This is a genomic window from Streptosporangium sp. NPDC001559, assembly GCF_042893955.1.
In the GTDB taxonomy this organism is placed as follows: domain Bacteria; phylum Actinomycetota; class Actinomycetes; order Streptosporangiales; family Streptosporangiaceae; genus Streptosporangium.
The window spans coordinates 34,094-47,024 of the sequence record NZ_JBIAVG010000020.1; the positions used below are offsets into that span (position 1 = coordinate 34,094).

Annotated in this window: 8 protein-coding genes; 3 read left to right on the forward strand and 5 right to left on the reverse strand. The window is 74.1% G+C overall.

Annotation, left to right across the window (positions count from 1 at the left end; translation table 11 throughout):
* Positions 1-6: 6 nt before the first annotated feature.
* The 5 genes from ACFYY8_RS35165 to ACFYY8_RS35185 all read right to left on the reverse strand — a co-directional run bounded on the left by ACFYY8_RS35165 (position 7) and on the right by ACFYY8_RS35185 (position 10,058).
* Positions 7-1,026, reverse strand: a complete 1,020-nt coding sequence (locus ACFYY8_RS35165) for a hypothetical protein (RefSeq protein WP_390048616.1) — start codon at positions 1,024-1,026, stop codon at positions 7-9.
* Positions 1,023-5,744, reverse strand: coding sequence for a hypothetical protein (locus ACFYY8_RS35170; protein ID WP_390048618.1), 4,722 nt, complete (start codon positions 5,742-5,744; stop codon positions 1,023-1,025). The genes ACFYY8_RS35165 and ACFYY8_RS35170 overlap by 4 nt, the downstream gene beginning before the upstream one ends.
* Positions 5,741-7,846: a CHAT domain-containing protein gene (locus ACFYY8_RS35175; RefSeq protein WP_390048620.1), complete on the reverse strand. Its 2,106-nt coding sequence runs from the start codon at positions 7,844-7,846 to the stop codon at positions 5,741-5,743. The genes ACFYY8_RS35170 and ACFYY8_RS35175 overlap by 4 nt, the downstream gene beginning before the upstream one ends.
* Positions 7,843-9,099, reverse strand: a complete 1,257-nt coding sequence (locus ACFYY8_RS35180) for a hypothetical protein (protein ID WP_390048622.1) — start codon at positions 9,097-9,099, stop codon at positions 7,843-7,845. The genes ACFYY8_RS35175 and ACFYY8_RS35180 overlap by 4 nt, the downstream gene beginning before the upstream one ends.
* Before the next feature lie 230 nt (positions 9,100-9,329).
* Positions 9,330-10,058 carry a lytic polysaccharide monooxygenase gene (locus ACFYY8_RS35185; protein ID WP_390048624.1) on the reverse strand — a complete coding sequence of 243 codons (729 nt, stop codon included), beginning with the start codon at positions 10,056-10,058 and terminating at the stop codon, positions 9,330-9,332.
* A 510-nt stretch (positions 10,059-10,568) separates the two neighbouring features.
* On the opposite strand from ACFYY8_RS35185, the gene ACFYY8_RS35190 reads away from it, so the two are divergent.
* From ACFYY8_RS35190 to ACFYY8_RS35200, 3 genes are all read left to right on the forward strand, one after another.
* Complete coding sequence (locus ACFYY8_RS35190; RefSeq protein ID WP_352015761.1) at positions 10,569-10,844, forward strand: SAV_915 family protein; 276 nt, start codon at positions 10,569-10,571, stop codon at positions 10,842-10,844.
* 225 nt (positions 10,845-11,069) lie between these two features.
* Positions 11,070-11,522, forward strand: coding sequence for a VOC family protein (locus ACFYY8_RS35195; protein WP_390048627.1), 453 nt, complete (start codon positions 11,070-11,072; stop codon positions 11,520-11,522).
* A 96-nt stretch (positions 11,523-11,618) separates the two neighbouring features.
* Entirely contained in the window at positions 11,619-12,857 is a 1,239-nt protein-coding gene (locus ACFYY8_RS35200) for an MFS transporter (protein ID WP_390048629.1), read from the forward strand.
* The last annotated feature ends 74 nt before the right edge of the window (positions 12,858-12,931 follow it).

Consider the following 12,931-nt stretch of genomic DNA (forward strand, 5'->3'; position numbering starts at 1 on the left):
AGGAGGTCAGGCGAGCAGGTCGGCCAGGCGCAGGCCGTCCAGCTCCGGGGCGTCCCGTGACGGCAGCCGCAGTGCGGCGGCCTCCTCAAGTGAGCGTTCCCCGCCGGGAACCACCCCGAGCCGCCTGACCTCGTCGATCTCCCCGGCGACCAGCGTGGCCACCCGCTTCCTGTCCAGCGGCGTCAGGTCGGGCGAGCACCAGGCCCGCACCACGGCGTCGGAGCGCAGGTCCCGGAACGTCTGGGTCTCCCCGCGCCGGAGATACTCCTCCCCGGCGCGGTCGATCAGCTGGGCCAGTTCGGGGAAACGCCAGTCGTCCCGCTCGGCCCTGCACTCGATCCGCAGCACCAGGAAGTCGGCTCCGACGGGAGGTCTGCCGTCCACGAGCAGCCTGCCGTCCTCGATCGACGGCGTCCCCGGCGGCTCGGGAGAGTCGATCACCACCAGGTGCCCGGCGCGCACGGTCCTGACGCCGGAGCCGGAGACGCCGGGCACGGGCGCGACCATGGTCCAGTGCACGCCGAGAACCGGCTGTTCTCCCAGGTCGCCCAGGATTCTGTCGACGCCCTCGGACACCTTGGCCGCGATGGTCGCGGCGGCGGCCAGCGGCGGCGCGACCAGCCCGGCCAGCCCCCCGGCGATCTGTACGGCGGTGCCGAGCGGCCCCCTTCCCGAGACGCGGTACAGGCCCGCCTGCACCGTCACCGTGCCCCCGCCGTACGGCAGCAGCGGCGTGATCGGCTCGCCGAGTGTGACGCCGGGGGCCATCCAGGAGGACTGCCCGGCCATCGTGGTGAACGCCAGCGGCTCCCCGCCGAGGAAGGACAGCGAGACCCCGCCGTGCAGCGCCGGATACTGGTCGGCGGCCCAGCTGCGCCGGTCGGCGAGGAACCCCTCGGCGACGAACAGCCGGACGTATCCCTCGTACGGCGCCAGCGCCGCCGCGTCCTCCTCGGGGACGAATCCGACGGTGATGTGCTCAGAGGCGGCGTGGAACCAGGATTCGATCCGCTGCCACATGGTCATCCGGGGGTGTCCTCTCCTGTGAGGGTGGTCGGCAGGAAGAGCAGCACGTCGCAGACGGCCTCCCGTTCGCCGCCCGCCTTCCCGACGAGGGCGCGCAGGTCGCGCTGGAGCCGCAGCAGGTGCCGGGGAAGAAGCGAGGCGCCGTGCCCGGAGGCCCTCGACCGCACCAGGGACACGGCCTGGTCGGCGACGGCGTCGGGCAGCGGAGGGACGACGAGCACGGCGCGGGTGCCCATGGCGAGAAGCTCCCTCGCCATGGCGGCGAAACGGCCACGCTGCTCGGCGAGCGGCGCCGGGGGCCCGTCGACCGGGTCGGCCTGCAGGGCGACCAGGGTTCTCGTCCCGGCCTCCATCGACATCGGGCCGAGCAGTTCGGACCGTCCGCCCTGGAGATCCCCGTTGAGACGGATCCGCGGTCCCGCCGCCGTCGTCACGGCCGTGCCGACGACGTGCAGCATGGAGAAGGACGTCCGGCGCACCACCTGCCCTTCCGCGTTCCGCTCAGGGACGGGCGGTTCGACGGGTGGTGCGGCGGCGCCCCGGAAGACCCGGGCGTGGGGCGGAAGGCGTGACTCCCAAGGCTCGTCGTCGAGAGAGGAGGGAAGTTCGAGCCGGACGAAGGATCGGAGGCGGTCGGCGAAATGGGGGCGCTGGAACTTCCACATGGCGAACTCCCCGCCGTCAGGGGGCCCGCTCCAGGCCACGTCGGCCCAGTCCAGCCTCCGGTTCCGCGGGGACCGGCGGCCGACGACGCGGATCACCGCGCGACGGTGCCCGACGCCCACGACCGTGACGACGAGCATCCGGGGGATCAGCCGATCCAGGAAACCGATCGCGTCCACCGGCACGAGTCGTTCCCAGCCGGAGGGCAGCACCAGGACGATCGCCGCGGTGAACGGGACCAGGGCGGACAGGAACCGCAGGACGGACGGCAGGCGGTCCGCGACGGGAAGCAGCCCCGCCGTGAAGGCCAGCGCGAGCAGCGCCACGACGGCCACCCCTCGTACGGCACCGCCGAACCCGCCGACGGCGAAGGCGGACGAGGAGGCCCCGGGGGACAGGGGAGCCGAGACGGCGAGGTCCAGGGCCAGCTCCGGCAGGTCGGAGCCGGTGGCGGAGGGGTCCGCAAGAAGGCCGCGCAGGTAGGCGATCCGTTCCGGCCAGCCGGAGCCGGGCGGGAGATCCACCTCCCCGAGGGGAAGCGCGTCCAGGACCGCGACGGGAGGCCGCTCGCGCGGGTCACCGGCGCGCACCCGGGCCAGCAACGCCAGGATCCGGGCCTGAAGCGCGCCACGCCGGTCGTACGCCCTGTCGAGCAGCGCCGCCGCCTCGTCGAACATCGGCCCGGCCAGGTCAGGGGAGCGCAGGGCGAGCGTCTCGGCCTTCTCCAGCAGCCGTCTGCCCTCGCCTCCCGGTCCCGGGGGCGGCACCGGCGGGCGAACGGCCGAGGTCTCCGGGTTCCCGGTGTACTCCTCGCGGGCGGCCAGCGTCAGCTCCCAGGGGATGCCGGGCTCGGCCGTGGACGGCGGACCCCAGCCCGGCCGGCCGCCGGCCAGGGCACGCCTGTCCTGGCACTGCCACCAGCCGTACCAGCTGCCCGCCTCCTCGGGTGAGGCGGGCCGTGTCCCGGTCACCAGAGTGAGGGCGATCCAGGCCTCCGCGCGCACCAGGGGCGTCCCCGAGGTCGCGAGTGAGGCCAGTTCGGGGCAGAGGGAGAGCGACCTGACGCGGCGGCAGGTCCGGATCAGGGCGAGCTGGCACTGCTCGACGGTGTCCGGGTCGTCCCCGGCGGCGACCGCCGCCTCGACGCGCCCGCGCAGCAGTTCCGCGGCCCTGGCGGGCTCGCCGAGGGTCAGCCACGCCTCGGCCACCTCGGCCACCAGCGGCCGTACCCGGTGATGCTGCCACGCCGACGCACGTCTGGCCGGGGAGTAGGCGTCCAGGACGGTCAGCGACTCCAGGACGTGCGGGTCGAGCGGCCGTCTCCCGTTGTGGACGCGTACCCGCCAGGAGAGCAGCCGTTCCACGTCGATGTCGTCGATGGGGGCCGAGAAGGCGTGCCACGGGGTCTGAAGGTCGTCGTGCTCCTCAAGCCCCGCCGTGACCAGCCGCCACACGAGCAGGCAGCGCGCGTCCAGACGCCGGGGGACGCGCCAGTCGGCCCAGGCGGGGACGGGCGCGTCACCGGGGGAGGCGGTCGCGACCAGCGCCAGGGACAGGGCGGTGGTGTTCCCCTCCGAGGTGCCCGGCAGGGGTCTCCGCACGGCGGGCAGGGCGGCGGCGAACGCGTCGGCCGCCAGCCGTCCGGCGGCCTCGCGATCACCGTGGTGCAGGGCGAGCAGGGCACGCTGGGCGGTGACGGCGGCGGCGATCCCCGTCCGCGCGGAGCCGTCCGGGCGCCCCTCCTCGGCACGGTCGAGGCCCTCGCCGATCCGCCGCAGGTCCGCGTCCCGCAGGGCGGACCAGTCGCCGTGCCGCATCCACCCGTCGAGCGCGGCGACGAAGGAACCCTCGGGGGCGGCGCGCCGGGCCACCACGCCGGGCAGGACGTCGCCGAGCGGGACATCGGTCCCGGCCGCGGCCAGGCCGAGAAGGGCGCGATCGGCGAGCGCGACGGCCTGGGCCGGATCGGGATGCCCGGGCGCGTGCTCGGCGACCCGCCGCCACAGCTCGCCGGTGCCCCCGGTCCCGGTGTGCGTCCTGGCCGCCGCCTGGGTGGCGAGGATCGCGGCCAGGATCGACGGCCCCGGTCCCCCGGCCCGCGGCGCCTCCTCGGCGGCGGCGCGCACCGTGACCTGCTCGGCCCACGGCCAGGCCCCCTGCGTCACGGCCCTGTTCTCGACCCTCCGCCAGAACTCCGCCGCCTCCCCGGCGGGCAGCAGGCGGACGGCGGCCAGCACGGTCGCCGCCGCGACCTCGGACAGGACGGGGGCGGTGTCGGCGACGGCGGCGGCGTCCCGGCCGAGCAGGTCCCTCCTGAGCGGGAACCTGCCCGGGTCCGCGGCCGTCACGCGGCGCAGGCGGATCCTGACCTGCTCCTCAAGCTCGACCACCCGGGGGCGGCCGTCCCGTCCCGTCTCGGTGACGCGTGCCCACTCCTGGGCGGCCAGACCGTCGAAGACCGCGTCGGGGTCCAGGCCCAGGCGCAGCAGGGCCGGGCGGACCTGCGCCCGGTCGAACCTGCCCAGCTCGGCGGCGACCGCCAGCGCCCGGGTCACCCCCTGGTCGGCGAGACGGCCGATGATCCGGTGCTCGACGTACGGATCACCCTCGGCGTTCCGCAGCCGCAGAGGGTCGAGCCCGGGCTCGCTCAGCGCCCACTCGGCGTAGGCGGCCAGGTCGAAGGGGTTGAAGACGTCCCCGTTCGCCGACCGGGCGAGCACGGCGGGCCTGAGCGGCGGCGGCACCTCACGGGCCGTGAGGTAGTGGTCCGCCTCGGCGTGGGTGAAGCCGTGCGTCCTGACCACCCGCAGGTACGGCCTGGGCCGCAGCAGGGGCCCCGCGGACGCCTCGGCCTCCCCGGCGGCGCCGTACGGCGTGGCGAGCCACCGGCGCCCGGCCAGCAGGACCCGGATCGAGGGCGCCCGTTCGCGCAGCCGTTCCAGCAGGCCGAAGGTCATGTCGATCGCCGGTGCGGGCGCCCCCGGCGGGTACAGCTTGGCCAGCTCCTCGCAGGTGTCCAGCACCAGCACCACCGGCGCCGGAAGCTCCCCGACGAACCGGGCGAAGGCCCTCACCATGTGGTCGAGCATCGGGGCGGCCCTGCCGGACAGGCGCCTGCCGCGCGCCAGCTCCTCGTGCAGGCCGGTGACGGAGTCGGCGAACCTGCGGTGGGCGTTCTCGGCGTCCCTTCCGATGCCGAACCCCAGCAGCTCCTCGCCGAGGGCGAGCAGGATCTCCCCGGGGCGGTCCTGCGGATAGCGGGGGTCGAGGTGGTCGAAGTCGACCCTGGCCACCGGAACGGGCGCCAGCCCCCGGTCCCGGGCGTAACGGCCGGAGGCCAGGTGGCGGACGACCATCGTCTTGCCCGCCCCGCCCGCGCCCAGCAGGTGCAGCGCCCAGTACGGCGGGTCCTCGCCGAGCAGGTCGGCGAGGGCGGCCTCGATGCCCGCGCGGGGCAGGTAGTGACGCAGGAAACGGGCGTCCTCGGCCTCGCGGGCCGCGCGGTCGACCCGGCGCCGTGCCCGCCGCGCGGAGCCGGCGAGCGGCTCGCCGAGGACCTCACCGAGCATCCGGGCGGTCGCGACGAGCTGGGCGGCCTCGCTCACCGCGCCCGACTCGACGAGGCCGGAGACGTCCGCCATGAGCGTGGCGCCCGAGCGGTCCCCGCGGTAGACGGTCGCGGCGCGCCGCCAGTCGCCCAGCTCGGCGACGCGGTACGTCAGCTGGAGCAGCTCTCCGGTGACCTCGTCGAGCAGCCGCCCGTGCGCCTGGCGCAGGTGGGCGCCGAGTTCCGGCCGCCTGCTCGCGCGCACCCAGAACGCCTCCTGCCCGGTCGGCAGGGTCCGCGACTCGACCAGCCCCAGGTCGTCGAGGTCGTCGAGGAACCCGGGCAGCTCCTCCCCGGGGGCCAGCGAGAGCCGTACGGCCAGTTCCGTGGTCCACTCGGGCAGCAGCGCGAGCCTGGCCAGCCGGGCCGGGTCGAAACGGCCGAACTGCTCGGCCCGCCACGCGGCGGCGTGCCGTTCCAGCTCGGCGCCCAGGTCGGCCGGGTTCACGGCTCGTACCTCAGGCCGTGGGTACGGGCGTAGACGCTCCAGCCCTCGGTGTCGTCGTGGGTGAGGAACACCTTGTGCAGGGCCAGGAGCTGCGCCATCCGGTACAGCTCGGTCTTGATCAGGCCGGGACGCCCTTCGAGGTGGAGCCTGAAGCTCTCCCTGAGCACCGCCGGATCACTGCCCGGCGCGGCGTAGTAGGTCAGGCGGAACCGCTCCCTCGGGTGCCACGGCTGCAGCAGCACCCACTGGAAGCCGAGCGAGGCCTCCTCGTCGGACAGCGGTTCGAGGTCGTGGAAGGCGCACCACGGCATCCCCGACTTCTCCTCGCGGAAGCTGCGCAACGGCGGGCACTCACCGAGGGCGGCGGTCGCGACCACGGGGACCGGCCTGGCGGCGGTGCCGAGACCGTCCGGGGTCAGCAGGTCGAGCAGCCCCTCCGAGGGCTCCGTCCAGCCCAGGGCCCCGACCCACAGGTGCAGCGCCTCCGCCAGGACGACCACGCGGGTGTGGGCGCCGAACGGCGGCCCGAGCGTCTCCGCCGCACCTGCCAGGTCGGCCAGGTCGGCGGCGAGCAGCGTGTCGACCGCGCTGGGCGCGAGCGGTGCCGCCGACGTGGCGAACCGGGCGACCGCCGACTTCACCCGCTGCCGCGCCACCGCCTCGTCCGCGTCAGGGCCGTGCCGTCCCTCCCCGCCCCCCGGTGGTCCGGCCCGCAGGGACCGCAGCCGTGGCACCGGGAGCGAGAGACGCTCGCCTGTCCGCACGACCTGCGCGAGAACCTCCCCGACGACCTGGCGCAGGCTGTGCGGCGCGGACTGGACGTCGTTGAACGGCGCCAGCAGCAGAGGAAGGTGACCCGCCTGCAGCAGCCGGAACCCGATCTCCCTGAGCAGCCGGGTGCCGCCCATGCCGCCGAAGGCGCCGCCGCTGGTGACGCCGAGGAAGGTCCGCTCGCTTCCCGGCGCGATCAGCCCGTCGAGGGTGTCGAAGATGGGTCCCCTGCCGACGTAGGCGGGCCCTTCGAGGAGTTCGAGCCTTCCCGCCATGCTCCTGGTGCGGTTGACCTCCCCGGGATCGACGGCCCTGAAGTCCGCGGGCAGCGTCTCGGCGAGGAACAGGGTCGGCATCGCCCAGTCGAGACGGTCGTCGGGGTTCGGCTCGCCGAGAAGGGCGGCCCTGCGCCCGTGCGCGGCGGCCTCGGCGACCGCGTCCCCGTGCAGAAGCGCCTGCACGAACCGCCGGGAGAACAACCGGCACGCGTACTCGGTCACCTCCCCGGCGACGGCGACCACGATGGGCACCCCGCCGCGGACCAGGGTCTCCACCAGCCCCGAGGTGCGGTCGAGACCGCCGTGCGCGCCGCTGTGGCAGACGCTGAGGACGACGGCCAGCGGCGGGGGCGCGTCTCCCGAGACCAGCGTCGAGGCCAGGCCGCCGCCCCTGGTCCACTCGCCCGCCAGCTCGACCCAGGTCTCCCCGTCCACCGGGTCGGGCCTGCCGTGGGCGACCAGGTGCACCAGGTCGGGCCGGAGGGACGCGCAGCGCCGCCGCAGCCGGTCCGCGGTCGTCTCCTCGGAGATCCTGGTCATCGCGAGCCCCTGCGACTCGCACTCCCTGACCAGGCCGAGGAACATCGCCCCCGGGCGGATCACCGGATCGGTCAGCTTCGCGCCGGAGGCGAACAGGATCCTGGGCGTTCCCCGCACGGTGCGGTGCCCGCCGGGCCCCGGGGCGGGGATGAGCCGGGTGACGGCCACGAGCAGGCGGGGGTGGGCGGCCAGCGGGCCGTCCTCGGTGTACATCGCCTCCCAGATCAGGGGCTGCAGTTCCATCGGCAGCCGCAACGCCAGTTCGATCCCCCGGCCGTTCCCGGCCAGGCCGGTGACCGTCCGCCAGACGGGCCGCAGCAGGGCCTCGAACAGCGCGGTGCCGTACGAGCGGGCGTCGGGGCAGGCGGCGGCCCTGGCCGTCAGCGACGGCCCGGCCCCGCGTTCCAGCGGATAGGAGACGGCCCCGTCGTCGCAGGGCAACGGCCTGCCCTCGTGCAGGACCGTCACCGTGTTCTCCGGACCGGTCACACTGACGAGCAGCCGGGTGCTCATCGCGTGCTCCCGAGCAGTCGTCCCGTCAGTTCCTCGGCCAGCCGGGCGACCGGCGGCCCGGCGGGAGAGGAGCCGAGCCTGCCCGGCGGGCCGCACCGGGGCAGGTGTTCCAGCAGGTTGGCGTGGAGCGCGGACGGAGCGGCCGGGTCCGCGTCAACGGCCGTCGCCGCCGCCGCGAGGAGCAGCCGCGCCGAGTACGGCTCCGCCAGACGGGGCAGGAACGGGTCGGATCCGGCCAGTGAGCGCGCCTGCGCCCGCACCGGGCCCCGTTCGGCGAACCACCCGGGGGACAGGCCGCTGAGCTCGACGAGCGTACGGCCACCGGCCCGCAGGCCGAGCAGTGCTCCGGCGGCCCCGGCCAGCCCGGGGGCTCCCGCACCGCCGAGGCCCGCCTGCCTGGCGACCTCGGCCATCAGCGCCAGCCGTACCGGGAGAGGCGGATAGCCGCCGTGAGCCCGTGCCAGGGACTCGGGAGGGCCGTGGCCCAGTTCCTCGACGATCCACGCGGCGGCGGGGCCGAGCATCAGGACCGAGTAGGCGTCGGCGAAGGACTCCAGCGCCCAGCGGCGCCACCTCTCGTCACCCGTCGCCTCGGCCAGGGCGTCCCTGCTGGCGTTCTCAAGCCCGGGGTCCAGGTCCTTGTGCACGTGGTGGCCGACCTCGTGGGCGGCCAGCGTCAGCCACCACGCCTGGACGGCCGTCCACTCGGGCAGGCAGACCACCGGGACGGGCAGCCGTCCGACGAACTCGGCGACCAGGGAGTCGGCGGGCAGGCGCAGGTCGGGCGGCACGGAGACGCGCGGAGTCGCGAAGGCGTCGAAACGCGGCTCGACGTAGGCGAGCGGCCCGGTCGGCGGCTCACGCCCGAGATCCTCGAACGGCTGCCGCCAGCAGCTGAGCACGACCTCGTCGGCGCAGGCCAGGACCCCGGACAGAACGGGGTCGCGGCGCTGGTCGTACTTGGCGGCGTACCAGTCGAACAGGCGCCGGATCGTGAACACGGCCCCGTCGAGCTCGCCGCAGCGCCGGTAGGCCTCCCCGGAGGCCGAGCGGGGGTCGATCGTCTCGATCTCACGGACGACGGCGCCGAGCATCCGCGACAGGACTCCGTCGAGCACGTCGAGATGGCCGGTGAAACGGTGGAGCCGCCGGTCGTCGTGGCCGCGCCGCATCCAGCCGCCGATCTCGTGGCCGAGGCGCAGGGCCGTGGTCGCAGACCGGTCCAGCCTGGCCCGGACCCGCTCGGGATGCACAGCAGCAAAATATGCCGGGGGAACGCGTTCTCGCGGGTGGATGCGAATTCGTGACCGGGTCGTTGCGGGTGACCTCGGCCGCCCGCTCTCACCTGACGTGAAAAACCCCTTTTATGCCGTTATTTCGGCTTTTGGGAGCGAAAATGCCCTTATTGAAGAGGCTCTGGAGAAAGGGAACGGACCCGCGTCCTGGTGAGACGCGGGTCCGTCCGAAGAAACGACCAGAGGGGTCAGATCTTCTGCCAGAGGCTCGGCACGTTCGCCGGCTCCCAGCCGGGCAGGGCGGTGTGGCCCTGCAGGCAGCGGTAGGTGGAGCCGCCGTAGGTGACCTGGTCACCCGCGCGGTAGGCGGTCCCCGCGGCCCAGGTGCCACCGGGGTTGGAGGTCGGGGTCACCGTCGGCGTCACCGTGGGGGTAACGGTGGGCGTGACGGTGGGGGTGGGGTCGGGGTTGCCGCCGCCCACCTGTACGTCGACACACGCGTAGAAGGCGTTGCCGGTGTCGGCGACGTTCCAGACGGCCAGGACCTTCTGACGTCCGGTCCTGCCGCCCAGGCTCACGCTGTGGGAGACGGTCGAACCCGGCTGCCTGCCGCCGTCGTTGAACGAGGCGATCTTGGAGCCGCCGATGAAGTACTCCCACGTGCTGGTGGCGTGACGCGCGGTCAGCGTCCAGGTGAAGTTCACCGTGTTGCCGACGCTGGTGACCGGCCACGCCCTGCTGTCGTCGTCGAGCTCGGTGAAGCGGGAGCCGCCGCTGCACTGCCTCGAACCCTTGGGGGCCTCGACGCTCTGCGGCTCGTACTTGACCTGCCCGCAGGAGATCTTGCCCTGGGCGCAGAACGCCTGACGGCTCGGCGGGGAGGAGATGTAACCGTGTGCCTCGGCAGGAGTCGCCATGAAGACGGTGGTCACCATGGCCAGTATCGAGGCCGATGCGAGGGTTGTCGTTCTCCGCATGTGGTGCTCCTTTGCTGGGGGGTGACTCCAAATATAAAGGAAAGTTTCCTAACAGTAAATCCTCGTGTGGTATTGAGGCCCGGGACGAGGCCGTGACGGGAAGCCGTCACGCGGGGGGTGCTCGTCCCGGGCCGGGGGAGTGTCACGAGGACAGGAGTCCCGCCTGGGAGAAGCCTCCGCCTTTCTCGCGTATGCGCAAGGGGTGTTGAACGCTCGTTGAGTGCCGGTTAAGGGATCGTTAAGGGAATCGGGGAACGTTTCGGAGGGCCGGCGGGAAACCCCTGGACGACGCCGGCCGCTCCCGCCGTCCGGTGTGCCCCGGGCGCGAGCCGTACGGTCCGGCGAAGTCAGGCATCCATGGCCATCTCGGGATCTTCCCTGTCAAAGGGTTGTCAGGGATGGCTCTGCGGGCGTAAGAATCCCGTTTGGATCACTTTTTCCGATCGATGGCCGCCATAGCGTGCTTCTCGCGCGGCCACCGCGCCTCGCTACCTGAAGGAGAAGGAGTCCATGGAGATCTCGCGCCGGAACGACCCCCCGCTGCTGGTGCCCGTACGCGCTGGCCGGGGGAGCCTGGCCCTGCGCCTGTTCCGGACGGCGACCGGGGAGAGGACGGCGGTCGCGTTCACCTCGCGGGACCGGCTCGTCCGGGCACTCGGCGACGGCCACGCCTGGATGTGGCTCACCGAGCGCGCGTTGCGGAGGATGCTGGAGGACCTCGGCGTCAGCGGCATCGTGATCGACCCGGCGGGAACCGAGGGAGACCCCAGCCTGCAGGCGGCGTGAGACGGGCCCCGCCCGGAGGCCCCGGGCGTCCCCCCGCCATCCGTCCGCCCGGCTGACACGGGAACGAGGGAGGGCGGCCGAACGGCCGCCCTCCTTCCTCCTCCCGCTGCGGCGGGCCGGTGCGCGGAGGTGAGGTGGGCCCTACCCCAGGCGTTCCGGCGGGCGGACGGGGAAGGACCACCCGCATCGGCTGTACGGCGCGCGGGAGGGCCCAAGGAGGGGCGGATGCCGGAGAAGAGACTCACCAGAGCACGCTGGACGCACGTCGCCCTGCCCAGCGGCGATCTGGACGGGGCGATCGAGTTCTACACCACGATGACCCCGCTGGTCGTCGTCTCCCGGCACGAGGACGACCAGGGACGCAACGCCTGGCTGTCCAACGAGGGGCAGGTCGAGACGCCGTTCGTGCTCGTGCTGGTGGAGTTCGCCGCGGACCGTGGCAGGCGGCAGCCACAGCTGTTCCCGTTCGCGCACCTCGGCATGGAGGTGCCCGAACGTGAGGACGTCGACCGCGCCGCCGCCGAGGCGAGAAGGCGGGGCTGCCTGCACTGGGAGCCCATGGACCTGCCTCCGCCGGTCGGTTACGTCTGCGCGTTGCGCGACCCGGACGGCAACGTCGTGGAGATCTCCCACGACCAGCGCGTCTTCGAGGAGGTCCGCACCCTCTGGGGGGACTGACCCTCTCCGCCGGTGTCACCGGTCTGGCATCGTGGCACCGGACAACCCGGGCGAATCAGCGGGAACGCCGGAGCCCGGCGGGGGAGAAGGGGAGCCATGACAGGCGGCGTGGAGGAGACGACGGCTCAGGAGGGGGTTCACGGAACGGCCCGTGGGAGGGGCCGGGCGGAGATCGTGACGACGGTGGTCGCGGTGACCGCCGTCGTCGCGCTGTCCCTGAACCTGCGCCCCGCCCTGGCCGGGTTCTCCCCGCTCGCCGGGGAGGCCGGGACCGAGCTGGGGCTGGGCGCGGGCGCGATCTCCCTGGTGACCACGCTGCCGCTGGTGTGCTTCGGGGTCTTCGCCCTGTTCGCTCCCGCGCTCAGCCGAAGGTTCGGCGCCGAGCGGGCGCTCATGGCGACGATGCCCCTGCTCGCGGCGGGCATCCTGCTGCGCGGCGCGGGCGCGACCACGGCCCTTCTCCTCGGGACCGTCCTGGTCGGGATCGCCATCGCCATCGGCAACGTGCTGCTTCCCGGCGTGGTCAAGAGGCGCTTCCCCACGGCGACCGGGGCGATGACCGGCCTGTACGCCTCCGCGATAGGCGGCGGCGCGATGCTCGCCGCCGCCCTGGCCAGACCGCTGGACGACCTGACACACGGCTGGCGCCCGGCCCTGGCGGTGTGGGCGCTGCCCGCCCTGGCCGCCGCGGTGCCCCTGGCACTCCTGGCCCGCGCCACCCCGCGCGGCGCCGTGACCGTACCGGACTCCCAGGTCACGCAGGAGGCGGACGCCGGTCGGCGTCCGGTGGGACGGCCGACCACGGCGGCGCTGGCCGTCTTCTTCGGGCTGCAGTCGGTCGTCTTCTACGTCGTGCTCGCCTGGCTGCCCCGCGTCCTCACCGAGACGGGGACCGCCCCGGCCGACGCCGGGTTGCCGCTGTCGTTCGTCCAGCTCGTCAGCCTGCCCACGGGCCTGACGGTGTCGATACTGGCGCGTACTCCCCGAAGCCAGGCGTGGTACGCCGCGGCCTGCGGGGTCGCGGGCGCCGCCGGGTTCACGGGACTGCTGGTCGCACCGGGGGCGGCCCCGTACGCGTGGGCGTTCCTGCTGGGGCTCAGCGTCGCCTCGTTCCCGCTGGCCCTGGCCATGATCACAGCCAAGGCGGGCGGCCCCTCGCACGCCGACCGGCTGTCGAGCGTGGTGCAGGGCTGCGGCTACCTCATGGCCGCCGCCGGTCCGCTGGCCGCGGGGCTGCTGCGGGACGCGACCGGCACGTGGACGGCGTCGCTGGCGTTCCTGCTCGTCATGGCCGTTCTTCTGGCGCCCGTCGGCTGGCTCGCCGCCAGGCTCTGACCTACCTCCGGGCCGGACCGGCGTTCCGGATACCCGGCCGATGGCGACCACATGACCGTCATCGTGGCCGCGTG